This window comes from Alpinimonas psychrophila, from assembly GCF_014137865.1.
GTDB lineage: Bacteria > Actinomycetota > Actinomycetes > Actinomycetales > Microbacteriaceae > Alpinimonas > Alpinimonas psychrophila.
Genome location: NZ_JACGWU010000001.1, coordinates 314,738 through 332,795 on the forward strand (window position 1 = coordinate 314,738; position 18,058 = coordinate 332,795).

At 57.4% G+C, this 18,058-nt stretch carries 10 protein-coding genes; all 10 read left to right on the plus strand.

The genetic code is table 11. The features are described 5' to 3' along the window. Positions 1-267: 267 nt before the first annotated feature. The 10 genes from FB555_RS01475 to FB555_RS01520 all read left to right on the plus strand — a co-directional run bounded on the left by FB555_RS01475 (position 268) and on the right by FB555_RS01520 (position 18,041). Positions 268-579 carry a hypothetical protein gene (locus FB555_RS01475; RefSeq protein WP_220475730.1) on the plus strand — a complete coding sequence of 104 codons (312 nt, stop codon included), beginning with the start codon at positions 268-270 and terminating at the stop codon, positions 577-579. Between the two features lie 249 nt (positions 580-828). After that, a complete protein-coding gene (locus tag FB555_RS01480) occupies positions 829-6,720 on the plus strand; it encodes an Ig-like domain-containing protein (protein ID WP_182483672.1) in 5,892 nt (1,963 codons plus the stop codon). 54 nt (positions 6,721-6,774) lie between these two features. Continuing rightward, a complete protein-coding gene (locus FB555_RS01485) occupies positions 6,775-7,389 on the plus strand; it encodes an SOS response-associated peptidase (RefSeq protein ID WP_343046402.1) in 615 nt (204 codons plus the stop codon). Between the two features lie 360 nt (positions 7,390-7,749). Further along, positions 7,750-9,240 (plus strand): SDR family oxidoreductase, encoded by a 1,491-nt coding sequence (locus FB555_RS01490; protein WP_182483674.1) that lies wholly within the window; start codon positions 7,750-7,752, stop codon positions 9,238-9,240. Between the two features lie 109 nt (positions 9,241-9,349). Continuing rightward, on the plus strand, positions 9,350-9,871 hold the full coding sequence (locus tag FB555_RS01495; RefSeq protein ID WP_182483675.1) for a hypothetical protein: 522 nt from the start codon (positions 9,350-9,352) through the stop codon (positions 9,869-9,871). Positions 9,872-10,009: 138 nt separating this feature from the next. Then, positions 10,010-12,250, plus strand: coding sequence for a heavy metal translocating P-type ATPase (locus FB555_RS01500; protein ID WP_246323497.1), 2,241 nt, complete (start codon positions 10,010-10,012; stop codon positions 12,248-12,250). Positions 12,251-12,387: 137 nt separating this feature from the next. Beyond that, positions 12,388-13,488: a fatty acid desaturase family protein gene (locus FB555_RS01505; protein WP_182483676.1), complete on the plus strand. Its 1,101-nt coding sequence runs from the start codon at positions 12,388-12,390 to the stop codon at positions 13,486-13,488. Between the two features lie 38 nt (positions 13,489-13,526). Beyond that, a complete protein-coding gene (locus FB555_RS01510) occupies positions 13,527-15,383 on the plus strand; it encodes a DUF2207 domain-containing protein (RefSeq protein WP_182483677.1) in 1,857 nt (618 codons plus the stop codon). Between the two features lie 38 nt (positions 15,384-15,421). Beyond that, positions 15,422-15,778, plus strand: a complete 357-nt coding sequence (locus FB555_RS01515) for a DUF6804 family protein (protein WP_182483678.1) — start codon at positions 15,422-15,424, stop codon at positions 15,776-15,778. A 139-nt stretch (positions 15,779-15,917) separates the two neighbouring features. After that, entirely contained in the window at positions 15,918-18,041 is a 2,124-nt protein-coding gene (locus FB555_RS01520; protein ID WP_182483679.1) for an SNF2-related protein, read from the plus strand. Positions 18,042-18,058 lie beyond the last annotated feature (17 nt).

Sequence of the window (18,058 nt, forward strand, 5' to 3'; positions counted from 1 at the left end):
TATAAGTAGTGGAGTAAAAGTAATAGTTGGAAGGGGCTGACTTTTTGTGTATGGGTTCGCCAATGAGGGCCCGAACACTCCACGACCGTTTACGTTCTACTAATGCCCAAAGAATCGAGACTCACGGCATAGGGCCGAAGGAGGAATCGCCCGGGCCAGTGGTCGGTGCCGGTAGGAGGACCCGTGGCCCTGGAAGTAAGTATTGACGGGGTCTTCGCGCACCGACGAAGGCCGAAGAAGGTCAGGACTGCGAGGCCGACCGCCACAATGACGGACCCGAGTGTCGAGGGGGCGACCGTCAGGGGTGTGGATGCTGATGCTGATGCTGATGCTGATGCTGATGCTGCCGACGACGCTGATGTGCCACTGGAGGCCGTCGTTGAATTGCCCATCACCATGGAGCTGCCGTCCGCCATGATGTGCACCATGGATGATGCAGAGGTTACCGGGGCAACGCAGAGAGCGTGGACCAACGGGGCCAAGCCAACGAAAAGAGCACCGAGCACGAGAGCAAGGATTCTTTTCTTGAGAGCATGGCGACGCATGAGAAAAATACTAATCTTTATTTCTTTGCGCTAGCTGAAAGAAATTCTGCGAGCAAACTCTGGACTTGCGCAAAAATTAACGCAATTAACACCCGAAATTGGAGAAAATCGGGTATTAACCTGCACTATTTGCGGGGGAAAGCTGCACTATCGCCGACACGAGGGCGTATTTCGCAATTTATCGCCGCGCAATCCCATACTTTAGACGAGGTGGACCAGTTAGTCCTCCACATTGGGGTGTTTTTTGCGTATACGCACAAGCAAGATGGTACGACCCCGATCAGTGAAGATTTTTACTCTTCCTCACGTTTCCTCTTTCGCATCCTTGGCTCTCGTCGGGGCCTTACTCTTCGCTGTGCCCGGTGGTATCGCCGCCGCTACAACTAACGGCCCCATTGCTCTCGGCTCGGCTGCGTCGTTCTCGGCGCTGAGTCCTGCCGGGTTGACAATCAGCGGTAATAGCACGTTCCCCGGCGACGTTGGTGTGGCTGCACCGGATGGGATTCTGACAAGCGATGGCGCGGCCACCATTGGCGGACAGACCCACAATCTTGACGCCGTTTCGCTGCAGGCTCTCGCCGATGCTCGCACCGCCTACACGGAGGCACGATCGCGCACGGCAACACAGGTCCTTCCCGGAGACCTTATTGGCCTGACTCTAACCCCAGGCGTGTACCACTCAGTCGCCGCCGTAGGCCAGACGGGCGCACTGACCCTCGACGCCGGTGGAGACGCGAACGCCGTCTTCATTTTCCAGATTGATGCCGCTCTCAACACAACGGCCGGCGTCTCAATGAACTTAGCCAACGGGGCAAAGGCTTCCAACGTTTTTTGGCAGGTGGCTGGCGCTGTAACGACCGGTGCAGGGTCTCATGTCGTCGGCACATTCTTGGCTAAAGCTGCTGTGACCCTTGGGGCGGGCACCAATGTTGCTGGGCGCACAATTTCGACCGACGCCGCCGTCACAATTCCGGCGAGCTTCTTCACGGGCGCCATGTCGCAATCCATTACAACGGTTTCTCTTGTCAACGCGAGCAGCGTAACAACAAACAATGCCACCCCCACGATCTCGGGAACGACGGATGCCCAGCCAGGCGATTCGGTGAGTGTTTCCGTTGAAAATCAGAATCTCAACGCCACCGTGACTGCTTCTGGAACGTGGTCCGTTAACGTGCCGACGCCGCTCAGCGATGGTACTCACGCTGTCGTCGTGACGGTTTCCAATAGTGCCGGCAGTTCTGTTTCGGCGAATCAAGCCTTGACGATCGATACGACCCCAGACTCCATTACGTTAAGTGGAGCTGCAAGTCGCTCAGTCGGCACTCAGAACCCAACAGTCTCGGGCACAACAACGGCTCCCGTTAGTTCGAACGTCAGTGTGACGGTCGGCGTTCACAGTTTGACGACAACGGTTCAACCTGACGGTTCATTTTCTGTTGCTCTTCCCTCGCTAGTCGATGGCGTGTATACAGTGACAGCAACGGTCACGGATACGGTCGGTAACACGGGGTCGGCCACTCAGGCATTGACTGTTGACACAACTGTTGACACGGTCAGTGTTGACGGTGGCTTTGAGCGTCTCGTTGCGAGCACGACACCGACTATTTCTGGTACCACGGGCCTCACCGCTGGTGCTTTTGTGGGCGTGACGGTTGCCGGTCAGAGTTTCACAGCCCTGGTTGGTGCCGAGGGGCACTGGTCGATCCAGGCGGCAACCTTGTCGCAGGGCGCCCATGACGTTGTTGCCACGGCTACCGATGCCGCAGGCAACGTGGGATCCTTCACTCAGGTGCTGACGGTTGACACTGTTGCTGACGCGGTGACCATTGATGGCGGCGTGACTGTGAACGTCATCAGTGCAACCCCCACAGTTTCTGGAACGAGCACGGCTCCAGCCGGAACTACCGTCACGCTCACTGTCTCCCCTGCGCTTTCCGTTGTGACGACGACGGTTCTCGCCGATTCAACATTCTCTGTTGCTCTACCTGCGCTTTCTGAAGGTCAGCATGACGTTGTGGCTTCGGTTACCGATGCTGCCGGCAATGTCGGAACATTCACGCAGGCTTTGACCGTTGATACAACCGCCGACACTGTTGCCATTGATGGTGGTCTGACACGCAGTGTGAACACGGCGACGTCCACTGTTGCTGGAACAACCTCGGCTCCTGATGGCTCAACTGTTGTGGTGAGTGTTGCGGGTCAGGTTGTGACGGCTACAGTTACGGCCGGTCTTTGGTCAGTTCAGATTGCTGCTCTGACGGACGGCATCCATGATGTTGTGGCGTCAGTTACCGATGCTGCCGGCAATGTCGGAACATTCACGCAGGCTTTGACCGTTGATACGACGGCCGACACTGTTGCTCTTGATGGTGGCGCGACGTTGACGGTCACCACTGCTACTCCTCACGTTTCTGGAACGACGTCGGCTCCGGTCGGCTCGACTGTGACGGTCGCTGTTACCCCTGGTTTGACGGTTGTCACGGCGACGGTCCTCGCTGATTCAACATTCTCTGTTGCCCTTCCCTCGCTTGTCGATGGCATGTACGCGGTGACGGTGTCGGTCACTGATGCTGCCGGTAACACGGGTTCGGCAACACAAACGTTGACCATCGATACGACAGCGGAGACTATCGGTATTGATGGTGGCTTTGAGCGTCTCGTTGCGAGCACGACACCGACTATTTCTGGTACCACGGGCCTCACGGCTGGTGCTTTTGTGGGCGTGACGGTTGCCGGTCAAAGTTTCACGGCCCTTGTTGGTGCCGGCGGCCACTGGTCGATACAGGCGGCAGTGCTGACGCAGGGCGCCCATGACGTTGTTGCCACGGCTACCGATGCAGCGGGCAATATTGGAACCTCTACACAAACTTTGACCGTTGACACGATCGCGGACAATGTCACTATTGATGGCGGTCTGACCGTGAACGTCACAAGTGCGACGCCCACCGTTTCGGGAACATCCTCGGCTCCGGCTGGCTCTACTGTTGTCGTGACTGCTGCGGGTCAGGTTGTGTCGACCACGGTCACGGCTGGTCTTTGGTCAGTTCAGGTTGCTGCGCTTACTGATGGTGCCCATGACGTTGTTGCTTCGGTAACTGATGCTGCTGGCAATGTCGCAACAGTCACGCAGACTTTGACGGTTGACACCGCAACGGCTCCGCCTGCTGTTGACACAACCGCCGACACTGTTGCTATTGATGGTGGTCTGACACGCAGTGTGAACACGGCGACGTCCACTGTTGCTGGAACAACCTCGGCTCCTGATGGCTCAACTGTTGTGGTGAGTGTTGCGGGTCAGGTTGTGACGGCTACAGTTACGGCTGGTCTTTGGTCGGTTCAGGTTGCTGCTCTGACGGACGGCATCCATGATGTTGTGGCGTCAGTTACCGATGCTGCCGGCAATGTCGGAACATTCACGCAGGCTTTGACCGTTGATACGACGGCCGACACTGTTGCTCTTGATGGTGGCGCGACGTTGACGGTCACCACTGCTACTCCTCACGTTTCTGGAACGACGTCGGCTCCGGTCGGCTCGACTGTGACGGTTGCTGTGAGCCCTGGTTTGACGTTTGTCACGGCGACGGTCCTCACTGATTCAACATTCTCTGTTGCCCTTCCCTCGCTTGTCGATGGCGTGTATGCGGTGACTGCCTCGGTTATTGATGCTGCTGGTAACACTGGTTCGGCAACACAAACTTTGACGGTCGACACGGTCGTAGTTCCGCCGGTTGAGTCTGATACGACGGCCGACACTGTTGCTCTTGATGGTGGCGCGACGTTGACGGTCACCACTGCTACTCCTCACGTTTCTGGAACGACGTCGGCTCCGGTCGGCTCGACTGTGACGGTCGCTGTTACCCCTGGTTTGACGGTTGTCACGGCGACGGTCCTCGCTGATTCAACATTCTTTGTGGCTCTTCCCGCGATTTCTGATGGCGTCTATGCAGTGACTGCCTCGGTTATAGATGCTGCAGGTAACACGGGTTCGGCAACCCAAACATTGACGGTCGACACAACGAATGAGTCGGTTGCTCTAGATGGTGGCCTTGCACGCCTCGTTGCCAGCGAGACGCCAACCATCACGGGTACCACGGGTCTTCCCTCTGGTTCCGTTGTTGGGGTGAGTGTTGCGGGTCAGAACCTCACCGCCATCGTTGGTGCTGGCGGCCACTGGTCGATCCAAGCGGCAGCACTAACGCAGGGTGCCCATGACGTTGTTGCGACGGTTACCGATGGTCTGGGCAATATTGGAACTTTCACACAAACTTTGACCGTTGACACGATCGCGGACACGGTCAGTATTGATGGTGGTCTGACGCGCAGTGTGAACACGGCGGCGTCCACCGTTTCTGGAACAACCTCGGCACCGGCAGGCTCAACGGTTGTGGTGAGTGTTGCGGGTCAGGTTGTGACTGCCATGGTTACGGCTGGCCTGTGGTCGGTTCAGGTTCCTGCTGTGACGGACGGCACCCATAATGTTGTTGCTTCGGTCACCGATGCTGCCGGCAATGTCGGAACCTTCACGCAGGCTTTGACGATTGACACGACTGTGACGACTCCAGGGGCTAGGGCTGTCACCGTCACTGGTGGTGCCATTCGTTTGGGCAATGACTCAACCCCCACAATTTCTGGCACCTCAGAGCTTCCCGAGGGAAGCCCGGTCCAGATCAGCATCGATACCAACCACATCACGACAAATGTTGGCCCTGTTGGCACGTGGTCCTATACCCCGGAGCCTTTGACCGACGGTGTCCATATTCTGGTTGTTTCTGTGACGGATACTGATGGCACTGTGAAAACATTCACGCAGGTGTTAACCATCGATACCACTCCGGACCTCCTCACAATTGCTGGCGGCGTGACCCTGGATGTCAACAACACGACGCCCACTGTCTCTGGAACGACGACGGCCCCTGAGGGATCAACGGTTGTCGTGCGTTTTGCTGGACAGGTTTTGACGGCTTCGGTGAACACTTCTGGTACCTGGGCCGTAACGTCGGCTGTGACTCTTGCCGAGGGTTCGTACCGTGTTGAGGCATCGACCACTGATGTGGCAGGTAACACGGCGGTAGCAACACAAACGTTGACCGTCGACACGACAGCCGAGACGATCAGCATTAACGGCGGCGCCGTATTAGCGGGCGATGATGACACTCCAACGCTTTCGGGAACATCGGGCCTACGCGCTGGAAGCATCGTGAACGTTCTCATTGATGACGTCAATCACATCGCACTTGTTCAAGAAGACGGTGGCTGGTCCTACACCTCCGCGCCGCTCGCTGAAGGCGTCCACATCATTGTCATCTCCGCTACAGATGCGGCCGGGAACACGTCCTCACTCACCCAGACGCTGACGATCACTCTCGTGCCTGTCGCGACGCTCACTCTCAACCTTTCCCTCGGGGGTGTCGTTGCAGGAGCGGAAACGCTAGTTTCCGCGAGCAACATGATGCCTGATTCGCCCTGGACCTTGACAATGCATTCCAGTCCCGTCATCGTGGCAACTGGTTTCACTGACGCGACGGGGGCGATTTCCTACCTTGCTCACCTGCCGAACCAGGTTGAGGTCGGCGCTCACCGCCTCATCTTGGATGCTGTCAAGCCCGACGGCGCGCTGGCGCAAATTACGGCGTACCTCAACATCAATAGCTCCGGAAACCTGACCTACTCCAGTGACGTTGCGAATCCAGAGTCAGCGTCGACGGGTAGCGCGACACCGACGACGTCTCCGTCACCAACAACGTCGAGCGCAGCAGCACTTGCCAGCGCTTCCGTAATTCCCACGCCTCAAACAATGCCTTCACCGCAGCCGCCCCAATCAACTCTGGCGACTGCTCAAGCCTCCGCGGCCTGTATCGTCGCTGACAGTGTCAACGTGAACAGTCCTTCTGCGTTGTCGTCCAATATCGGTTCCTCGGGGCACCGTGGAACGTCCCGCCTCGTCAGCGACCAGGCGAATGTTCTCGCGGCGGATGCCATTGCGGCGAACGAGGCCTGCATAACGGCCTCACCTTCGGCCGACCTGGGAAGCACGAAATCATTTGCCTCCGTCGTGCTCGATGCGGGCGGAGTGGCCGGAGCCTTGTCGGCACTGGCTGCCTTCGGATTCATCTTCATACGTCGAAGACGCAACAACGAAGATGAAGAAGAACTTGTGGAGCTTTCTGCAGAGTAATCAGCCCCTTGCGGCTCACTGCAGCACAATTGCAACATGTGAGGAAGATTCGCTATTGCGAGAACCGTCAGCACTGCTTTGCCTGAACTCTTCGCAGGGATAGCAGAGTGGTCGAACGTCCCCGAGAACTTCAATGGTGCTCCCTCAGTGCAAGTGTCGCATATTCGCGATGCACCAGATCTTCCCAACCAGGAGGCCCACCACGTCCTTGATGCCGCGCACTGGGGCTTCGTTGCGGCGTGGAAAGAGTCTATTAGTGAGCGTCCCCAGCCCTTCAACGCGCGTATCGAAAGCGTCTCTACAAACGGCATGTTTCGGGAGGCGTTTCGACGCCGTCGCGGCATCATTCCCGCACTCGGCTATTACGAATGGCGTGTCATGGGAGACGGAACGAAAGTGCCGTATTTCATCAGCGCACCGACGGCCATCATCACGAGGGACGCCCTTGGTCACTCTGCAGAAATCCATGACCGCATGCCGGTCATGTTGATGCCCAGCGCCTATGACGCTTGGCTAGGGGATACCTTGAGTTCGGCCGCGAGTGCTGTCTCGCTGCTCTCAGATTCTTCCGCGGTCATTGCCGAAACGATTGAACTCAGGCCCGTGAACAAACGAGTGGGTAATGTGCGGAATAACGATCCAGACTTGATAAACCCGGTCGAGGCGTGAATGGCCCCACAGAAAAGGCGTGCCGTGAGCGAACGCATGTTGACCCAAACCGAAACTAGGCGCACACTGGTAGCAGACCTTGACTCGGCGGGGAAAAATTTCTCGGTTGGGTCACCCCTTAACGAAGGAGAACACATGGCAATCGCGGACATCAAGCTTGAGACCCCTTCCGCTACCGTAGGTGGCGGCGAAGAGGGCGGCTGCTGCGGCGGCGCGTGCTGCGGCGGAAAATAAGCGTCAACACAGCGCACAAGGGCTTGGCATCGACTAGATGTCAGGTCCTTGTCTCGTTAAAAAGGGAGTGTTGGCTGCTGACGCTGGGGCCGAAAGATACTCAGCTTGCCAGCGTAGAATTTTTGCATGAGTAAACGTCTCGCACTGGTTACTGGCGCCACGGGGTACATCGGTGGACGAATTGTCCCCCGCCTCCTTGAAGCCGGTTTTGCCGTTCGTGTCTTTGTGCGTAATTCCGAGAAACTCCGCGACGTTCCTTGGGCATCAGACGTCGAAGTTTTTGAGGGCGATCTTGCCGATGCAACGGCGGTAATGTTGGCATGTTCTGGTGTTGACGTGGTCTACTACCTTGTTCACTCCATGGGTCAAAAGGGTGACTTTGAGGAGACAGAGCTCGTGTGTGCGCGCAACGTAGCGCAGGCATCGGCGTCCTCCGGCGTCTCCAGAATCGTCTACCTAGGCGGACTGCATCCTGCTGACGAAAATCTCTCCAAACACCTTCGATCCCGCGCAGAGGTGGGTGAGATTCTTCTGGAGTCCGGCGTTCCTACGGCGGCGTTGCAGGCCGGCGTCATCATTGGCTCGGGTTCCACGAGTTTCGAGATGATTCGCCACCTCACCGATGTCTTGCCCGTGATGACGGCACCGAAGTGGGTGGGTAACCTTATTCAGCCCATTGCTGTTCGAGATGTCCTTTACTACCTCATTGCGGCGGCTGACCTGCCGTCGAAGGTCAATCGCACCTTTGATATTGGCGGCCCGGATGTCTTGAAGTACAGCGCCATGATGAATGGCTACGCCGTTGAAGTCGGGATGAAGGAACGTGCAATCCTGAAACTCCCCGTTCTTACCCCGTACCTCGCAAGCCAATGGGTCAATCTAGTGACTCCAATTCCCCGCGCTTTGGCCGTTCCCATCATTGCCAGCTTGCAACACGATTGTGTGGTGACCGAACGCGACATCAACGATTTCATTCCCGAGCCTGAAGGCGGCCTTACGCCGTATCGTCGTTCCGTCCACTTGGCACTGGAGAAGCTTCAGTCGGGCGAGGTTGAGACGAGTTGGAAGAACACGAGCGTTGATGGCGCTCCGAGTAATCCTTTGCCCAGCGACCCGGATTGGGCACGCCAGACGGTCTACGTTGACCTCAAAGAACAAGACACCACTGCACCCGCAGAGGACGTGTGGGCGATCATTGAGGGGATTGGTGGAGACAACGGTTGGTATTCTCTTCCCGTTGCTTGGGCGGCGCGTGGTCTCATGGACAAAATGGTCGGGGGAGTCGGGCTCCGCCGGGGCCGCATTAACTCGACGAGTCTTCGAGTCGGGGAAGCCCTCGACTTCTGGAGAGTGGAGCGGGTTGACCACGGATCATTCCTCCGCTTGCGTGCGGAGATGAAGTTACCAGGGTTGGCTTGGCTTGAACTCTCAGTGACACCCAGTGAGTCCGGTTCGGGTTCTCACTACAAGCAGCGGGCCATCTTCTTCCCGAAGGGTCTAGGAGGGCGGCTTTACTGGTTCTCAATCCTGCCGTTTCACGGGCTGATCTTCAACGGCATGGCCAAGAGCATTACGGCGGCAGCCCTCAAGCGGTCTCAGAGCTCACGGGTCGCGTAGGGCTTCCTCATAGCATCCCCATAGGGAGAGCCTCCAAAGTGTACCTATCGGCCAGAACGGTCGAGCGGATCTTTCACAGATCTTTCGAAGACATGAAGGAGGCATGAGAATGCCAAAGAACGTTGAAAACGACAAGAACAAAAACAAAAGTGACAAAATAGGTAGCGCAGAGGCCGCTGCTGCGACGATTCCAGTATCAGCACAAGCTGCAGCGTACATCCCGCCCGCTGAAAGCGGGGAGGCTGGTACGTCGGCTCCGTACGCTTCTGTGACGGCAATTCGGTCCCGCCGCCTCGGCACAGGCGCCATCATTGGAATTTCTGCTGCGGGGGTTGCTCTGCTTGCGGGAGTCTTCGGCGGCGGAATCGCCCTTGGCGCCGTTACCGCTTCGCATGGACCCTTGAGGATTTCCCACGAAATGGATGAAGCTGGTTCGCGCATGCCGGGAGGCCAAATGTCGGCTGACCAAATGCAAGACGGTCGGATGCCCGACGGCCAAAAGCAGCGCGGCCAATTGCAGGGTGGGCCCGGCATGCTTCCCCAAGACCGTGACGCTCAAGGAATGAAAATGATTCCCGGTGTGACCCCAGGTCAGAGTGCCCCCACGGCCGCTCCGATTCCCACAAACTAGTTTATTCCGGTCCCAGATTTCGCACGCCAGCCTTTCCCCGAGGCTGGCGTGCAATTTTTTTTAGTTCGGATGCAAACTGGCCAACACGTGGGAATACTCTGGACGTGGTGAGTGTTTTACTGCTCGAGGAAAGGCACGATGATGACGTCAGGATCCGAATCCACCGTAGTTCTCGACATAGAAGGTATGACCTGTTCGAGTTGCGTCTCACGCGTCGAAAAGAGTCTGACCCAGTTGCCGGGCGTTTCTGCGGCGGTGAATCTGGCCACCAATACGGCTCGGGTTGATTTTCCGGCAACCATTAGCACCGAAGATCTCTTGGTCGCGGTGGCGAAAACCGGTTACACGGCTCATGTCCCAGTATCCGTTTCGAAGCGCGATGCCCATGAGCATGACCATTCGGCTCCTGCAGGATCGGCACCGCTCGCGGTCCGCCTCATTGTTTCGGTAATTCTCACGCTACCCATTGTCGCGATGGCAATGGTTCCGGCCTGGCAGTTTGACTATTGGCAGTGGGTTTCGCTGGTACTGGCAACGCCCGTGGTTTTTTGGGCAGGGTGGCTCTTTCACCGCGCCACGTTTATCAACCTGCGGCACGGCACCCTCACCATGGACACCCTTATCACACTGGGAACATTTGCGGCCTTCGGATGGTCCGTCTTCGCACTGTTCTTTGGAATGGCAGGCCATATTGGCATGCGCCACGGTCTCGAATTGTTTGCATGGCAACAAGACCCAACTGGCAACATTTACTTTGAGGCCGCGGCTGGTGTGACGACATTCTTGCTTCTGGGACGTTACCTTGAGGATCGTTCCAAGCGCAGTGCCGGAGCAGCATTACGAGCCTTAGCGGCGCTGGGTGCTTATGAAGTATCTGTCATGCGCAACGGTGTCGAGTCACGGATTCCCATTGAAGAGCTGAACGTAGGCGATGTTTTTGTTGTTCGGCCAGGTGACGTCATTGCGACGGACGGCACGGTCATCGAGGGGAGCACTGCCGTCGACGAGAGCGCCCTGACCGGTGAGTCTATTCCCGTGGAGGTTCAGGCCAATTCGGCGGTAACGGGTGCCACAATTGCTCTGGATGGTCGCCTCCTCGTGATGGCAACGCGCGTTGGGCAAAATACTCGCATAGCGCAGTTGGCCAAGTTGGTCGAGGATGCCCAGCTCCACAAGGCGGGCGTGCAGCGTCTCGCCGACAAAATTTCCGCAATTTTTGTGCCCATCGTTATCGTGATTGCCTTTGCGACACTGGCCGGATGGCTCCTTCTGGGGCAGCCGCTTGCCGGCGGGTTCACCGCCGCGGTGGCGGTGCTCGTGATCGCCTGCCCCTGCGCCTTGGGGCTTGCCACTCCGGTGGCCCTTCTCGTCGGCACAGGCCGCGCGGCACAAATGGGAATCATTATCTCCGGCCCTGAGGCGATTGAAAGCTCGTCACGAATCGACACTGTCGTTCTCGATAAGACGGGTACTGTCACCAGCGGGCTCATGAGCGTCGCCGAGATTCGAGTCTCCGTGGGAACGGATGAAAGCGAGGCGATTCAACGTGTGGGGGCGCTGGAACGATTGTCCGAGCATCCGGTGGCAAAAGCAATTGCCCGGGAAACTGATCGTCAGAATGTCACAAACAGCAGCCTGGTGGTGGATTTCCGTTCCACTGCCGGAGTTGGTGTTTATGGAAAGGTTGGCGGGATCGATGTATGGGCCGGCACTGTGGAATGGATGGAACGCAATGACCTGCTGTTGAGCGCCGACCAGCGTCAGTTCATCGCGTCAACTCATAGCGCCGGAGGGACCGCTATTTTGGCCGGATGGAACAGTTGTGTGCGCGCAATTTTTGCCGTCACTGACACTGTGCGCGACGACTCCGTTGCCGCGATCAGCCGTCTCAACGCCATGGGGCTTCAGACAATTCTCCTGACGGGGGATCATGAAGGCGTCGCCCGCACGGTTGCGGACCACGTTGGAATTTCCCGAGTCATCGCGGGTGCCAGCCCTGAACGTAAAGTTGCCGTGATTCAGGAGTTGATGGCCGATGGGCGTCACGTGGCTATGGTCGGTGACGGGGTAAATGATGCTGCGGCTCTGGCTCAGGCAGACCTCGGGCTGGCGATGGGGACGGGCACTGATGTGGCCATTGCCGCCAGTGACATCACGTTGGTGCGCGGAACCCTTTCCGCGGCGGCGGACGCCCTGAGCCTGTCACGGCGAACCCTGGGAATAATTCGCGGGAATCTTTTTTGGGCTTTTGCGTACAACGTGGCCGCCATACCGCTGGCCGCACTCGGGTTCCTGAACCCCATGTTGGCGGGGGCGGCCATGGCATTCTCGAGCCTCTTTGTGGTACTGAACTCATTACGCCTGAAAAGTTTTCGGTGATAGTTCCGCGGCGCGGTTGAACACTCGGCTCGTCCCCAGAAATGAAGGGTACATTTGTCATTAGTGTTCTTTGTATCTCGCAAGTGGCACCGCCCCCCCGCGACTGAAAAGTTGCTTCAAGCTTTAGAAATGGCGATATGACCCTGCAGAGTGCAACTCTCGGCCCCATCCGAAACACCATTACTCGTGACCCAAATGCCCCCTCACTTGTCAATAGCTACAGTGTCCTTCTGAAGTCAGTGAAAGAAGCGGGGCTTCTTCGGCGGACTCGCGGTTTCTATATTGCCCTCTTTGCTCTTCTCGTCGTGGCCCTCGGCGGGCTCATGACCGGGTTCATCATGATCGGCGATTCGTGGTTCCAACTTCTCATTGCCGGTGGTTTAGGAATCCTTCTGACCCAGTTTGCATTCATCACCCATGAGGCGTCTCATCGCCAAGTGTTCGATTCTGGCCGAGCCAATGACCGCATTGGTCGTTTTCTTGCCGCTGGAGTTGTGGGCATTAGCTACGCCTGGTGGATGACCAAGCACACTCGCCATCACGCCAACCCGAACACCATTGGCAAAGACCCCGACATCGAATACGACACCATTGCGTTTCTCGAAGAAGATGCTGCCAAGCAGCGTGGTTTAATGCGCTGGATTGCCCAACGCCAGGGTTACCTATTCTTCCCTCTGCTCACTCTTGAGGGTCTGAACTTGCATTACCTGTCCATTCGCACGCTTTTTGAAAAGAAGGAGCGCATTCAGGGTCGCGCCCTGGAACTCTCTCTCATCGGTGTTCGGTTGGCCGCGTACGTTGCCGTCTTGTTCCTGATGCTCCCCATGGGAATGGCTTTTGCGTTCCTGGGTGTGCAACTCGCCGTCTTTGGCGTGTACATGGGCGCATCCTTCGCTCCGAACCACAAGGGCATGCCTATGATCGCCAAAGACGCCAAAGTGGACTTTTTGAGCAAGCAAGTTCTGACCTCGCGTAACATCCGCGGCCGCGGAATGGCGACCTTCATGGGGGGGCTCAATTACCAGATTGAGCATCACTTATTTCCCAATATGCCCCGTCCTCACTTGGCCAGGGCTCGTGAAATGGTCATCGCTCATTGCGAGGCGCAGAACATTATGTACACCGAGACGACGCTAATGCGTTCCTACGGCATCGTCATTCAATATCTGAACCGCGTCGGCCTCGCTGCCCGCGATCCCTTTGACTGTCCAGAGGTCGCTCGCTACCGACGCCCGTAGTTTCCCTGCGCCCACAGAATGTGGCGCAGAATAGAGTCATGAACAACTGGTTTCGAAAAGTCGTTGTCGGAATATTGCTCGCAGGAGCCACTATTCTAGGCGGCGGCTTTTCTGTTTCTACAGCTGCTGCCGACGTCAATGATTTCTCATTTTCATCGATGCACGCCACCTATCTTCTCGGCGTTGATGGGACGGGTCGTTCCACTCTGACGACCATAGAGAAACTGACGGCGGTTTTTCCCGAGTCTGATCAAAACCATGGTATTCAGCGGGCGATTCCTGTCGACTATGACGGCCATGGCACCAATCTCCGACTTGAATCCGTTGAAGACGGCAACGGGGTTGCGCTGCCCTACACGGCAGAAGAGTCACGGGGATTCTTGGTCGTGACCATTGCCTCAGAAAACTTCGTTCACGGCGATAACACGTACGTTCTCACGTACACGCAGCGCGACGTGATTCTTAAGCCGGCTGATGGCGGGGGTAAGCAGGAATTCTACTGGGACGTAAACGGCACGGGATGGGCGCAACCCTTCGATAATGTCGTCGCGGTCGTCTTGATGCCGGGATGGCTCGCAAGTTCCCTCACCGGCCCGGCGGCATGCTATCAAGGGGCGGCCAATTCACATCTGGCCTGCTCGGCTCTCGATCGGGCTGCCCTGGGCGTGACTGCACAATTCACGGCCAGGGCAAAACGATTGGCTCCGGGCGAGAACCTCACGGTGGCCATCGAGTTTGCCCCGGGGACCTTCGCACAGCGTCAAACGGCCTATTTCGCCTCACCCTGGGCCATCCCGTTACTAGCCTTGGCCATTGTGAGCGTGGGAATATTTGCTCTCACCCTGATCATTCGGCGCACCCGGTGGCGTGACCACCCGGGGCGTGGCATCATTGTCGCCGAATATGGTCCGCCGCCGACAATCACACCCCTCATGGCGGCAACGGTCTTTGGGCGTTCCAGCAAGGCTGTCGCCGCGGCAATCATGAGCCTCGCGGTCTCGGGTAACCTCCGCATCTTGGACGAAGGCGAAATCACCTTATCTGGACCGAGCGCGTGGGGGCGCCGGGGAACTAAGGCCGGGCAGGAATTTGTTCTTGAACTGATTTCGCCGGAGGGGGTGCAGTCGGAGGAACGGGAGCTTTTGGCGGCACTCTTTGGGGACCAACTGGTTCCGGGGGCGCAACGTGGACTCAGCGCGGTCGATGTGGGCGTGAATCGTAAACTATCGAAGCTTCGGTCCCGCGTTGCCGGCTCGTCGCGAAATTCCGGCATTCGCGGGTCTATCGGCACGATAGTCCCGAGCGTCCTCATTGGCGTTTCCGGTCTCGTCGCGATAACGGCAATTCTCTTGGCAATTTCTATGGCCGCCGAGGAGCTGGGTGGGGCGACTCCCTTCTTATTAGCCATGCTGGTCGTCGTGGCAGCGCTGTTGACCCTCGTCTTTAGTGTCAATGTTCACCCCCTCACGGCATCCGGCGCAGCTTTACGCGACCACCTGAAAGGGTTACGCGAGTATATTTCCCTGGCGGAGACGGATCGCCTTCGCGTCCTCCAATCTCCTAAGGGAACGTTGAGGGTTCCCGTCGATACCACTGACCTGCGACTGCGGCTAAAGCTCACCGAAAAAGTCTTGCCCTACGCGGTTCTTTTCGGTCTTGAAAAAGAGTGGTCCACAGAGTTAGCGAACCTCTACGCGGCCAGTGATACGCAACCCACGTGGTACGGAGGCACTTCGGGATTCAATGCGATGTTGTTCGCGGCCTCACTTTCGACGTTCGCATCGACGGCCAGTTCATCCTGGGCGGGAGCATCTTCCAGCTCCAGCATGGGGGGTAGTGGTGGCGGCGGTTTCTCGGGCGGTGGCGGTGGCGGCGGTGGTGGCGGCGGGGTTTAGGGCCAACACCCAGCTCTGGTCGATAGAATTCGAAGATAATGAGCACTCAACATTCACGCCAACCGGACATGATTCGTCCGGGCATCGTCCCCGGAATCTTGGGTGTGAGCGCCGTCTTTATCGGCATGGTTGTCATGGGAAGCGAATGGTTTCTCACGGTCCTCTTCGCTGTCAGCATTCTGGCCGCGATTATGTGTGTTTTTGCCGTTCAGGCTCACAACCCCAAGACGGCGGTATTCATCGTTCTGTTCGGAATCGTGGCGGTCGTCTTTAACCCCATCGTGCGCATTAGCGACAATTTTTCGGGACAACCCTGGTTGCTGGGGCAAGCCGCCGCGGCGGCAATTTTTTTCCTGGGGGGCTTCATGATTAAGACGCCCGCCCCAAAGGGCTAGAATAAAGCGGAACCAGAACCGCGTTTTTTACGTCGCCCTCGCTTTATGCGAGTTGCGCAACGTCAGTGGGTTGGTTTGGAAAGGCATCGTTGGGGGCGAATAGTCCAGACGTTGCTGTCGCACATAAACAGGAGATCACGTGGCTCGCATCGGCACTCGCCGCAACGCCCTCGATAACTCGGGGCTCATTCCCATTCTCGCTCGCAAGGTGCGCGAGGTGGAAGCCAAGGCCCAAACGGGCAAAAAAGTTGGACCGACCAACCGCACCAAGTTTCAAGTCATAGCGTTCCTCGTCCGAGAGGAACGCGCCCGCGTCAAGGCCGACGTTGAGCTTTCTGATTCCTCCCGCGCGGAGCAAATGAAGCGTCTCGATGGCGTTGCAACGATTTTGGCCAAGACTGCTGGTCGTGACACCTCACTGATTAGTCTGCTTGAAGAAGACCACGCCACATCCTCTGTGGCCCAGAAAATGCGCCGCGACTGGCTCGTCGAGTCGGGAACGGTCGTAGCCCCAGAAGATCTCATCATCACAACCGAAATGCACGTGCCAAAGGTTGCGCACAAGCTTTCTCCCGAACTTGCGGTGAAGCAGGTTCTGCCAATATCAGTCAAGGCGCGTCTGCGGTCGATGCCCTTTCTCGAACCGGATTTTGAGAAATCTCACGTAACTGTGGCGCCAATGGTGCGACTCTCCAATTGGGAACTTTTGGGCCCGCTCTTCAAGTCCTTCGAAACCGGTGCCGGCGGGGGTGCCGCCTGCATGCCCATGCCGAACGTTCCCAAGCTCGATCGCTATTCGCCCAAGGGGCGAGAACTCATGCCTCACCAGATTCGCTTCATCGAGAGCGTCCGTGAGGGACATCGCACATTCCTTCTGGCTGATGAGCCCGGACTCGGCAAGACGGCCCAGAGCCTGATTGCGGCCTCTGTTGCGGGGGCTTTTCCGCTTCTCGCCGTCGTCCCAAATGTGGTCAAGATGAACTGGGCGCGAGAAGTCGAGCGTTGGATTCCCGGTCGCCGGGCAACGGTCATCCACGGTGACGGTCAAGAAGTGGATGCGTTCGCCGATGTCATTATCGTCAACTACGAGGTCATCGATCGCCATCTTTCGTGGATCGGCGAGATGGGCTTCAAAGGCATGGTCGTTGATGAAGCGCACTTCATCAAAAACCTCGCGTCTCAACGGTCGAAGAACGTTCTGGCCCTCGCCAACCGCATTGTGGCAGGGTCCCCCGGCCATAATCCTCTGCGAATCGCGTTGACCGGCACACCACTGATCAACGATATAGATGATTTCCGAGCAATTTGGCAGTTCTTGGGTTGGATCGACGGCGACAAGCCCTCGGCCGAACTCCTGGCCAAGCTTGAGTCCGTGGGCCTCACACCGGCCGACAAGGGCTTCTACGCCTCGGCTCGCGAGACTGTTATTGACCTTGGAATTGTTCGCCGCAAGAAGATTGACGTGGCCAAGGACCTCCCGGCAAAGCGCGTTGTCGACTTACCTGTTGAACTCGATGACGAGTTGGGAAGCTCAATTCGGGCTGCCGAAGAAGAATTGGCAAAACGACTGCTGGAAAAGTACAACCGAATGGGCCTGGCCGGTGGTTTCCGCGGTTCTTCCGCCGACCTCATCCGTCTGGTGGCTCAGAACGAGCTCGACGAGTCCAAGGGCGCGAAAACAGGCGAAAACGTCTTCACGATGGTGCGCAAGATTGGCCAAGCGAAGGCGGGGCTGGCATCGGACTACGCTGCTCAACTGGCTCGTTCCGTGGGCAAGGTTGTCTTCTTTGCTAAGCACATCGATGTCATGGACCGGGCCGAACGAGCATTCACCGCTCAAGGTATTAAGCACGTCTCCATTCGCGGTGACCAGACAACACCCGCACGCCAGATCGCCATTGATGCATTCAATAAGGATGAAACGGTTCAAATCGCGGTCTGTTCGTTGACGGCAGCCGGTGTGGGCCTGAATCTTCAGGCGTCCTCCAATGTCGTCTTGGCGGAGTTGTCATGGACCTCCGCGGAGCAGACGCAAGCAATTGACCGGGTTCACCGTATCGGTCAAGAAATGCCGGTCACCGCCTGGCGCATCATCGCCGCTCAGACCATTGACGCGAAGATTGCCGAGCTCATTGACAGTAAGCAGGGCCTGGCCGTTCGGGCTCTTGAGGGCATCAATGTCGAGCCCGGATCTCAGGATTCAGTGCAGCTCGAGGCTCTGATGCACGTTCTGAAACGGGCCATCGACCGCCAAGACGGCTAGCGACACATCGATCCACA

What these genes read in the sequence shown, in the direction of transcription:
- FB555_RS01490 (WP_182483674.1), top strand. Translation starts at nt 7,750, where the DNA reads ATGAGTAAACGTCTCGCACTGGTTACTGGCGCCACGGGGTACATCGGT.
- FB555_RS01495 (WP_182483675.1), top strand. Translation starts at nt 9,350, where the DNA reads ATGCCAAAGAACGTTGAAAACGACAAGAACAAAAACAAAAGTGACAAA.
- FB555_RS01500 (WP_246323497.1), top strand. Translation starts at nt 10,010, where the DNA reads ATGATGACGTCAGGATCCGAATCCACCGTAGTTCTCGACATAGAAGGT.
- FB555_RS01475 (WP_220475730.1), top strand. Translation starts at nt 268, where the DNA reads ATGACGGACCCGAGTGTCGAGGGGGCGACCGTCAGGGGTGTGGATGCT.
- FB555_RS01505 (WP_182483676.1), top strand. Translation starts at nt 12,388, where the DNA reads ATGACCCTGCAGAGTGCAACTCTCGGCCCCATCCGAAACACCATTACT.
- FB555_RS01515 (WP_182483678.1), top strand. Translation starts at nt 15,422, where the DNA reads ATGAGCACTCAACATTCACGCCAACCGGACATGATTCGTCCGGGCATC.
- FB555_RS01510 (WP_182483677.1), top strand. Translation starts at nt 13,527, where the DNA reads ATGAACAACTGGTTTCGAAAAGTCGTTGTCGGAATATTGCTCGCAGGA.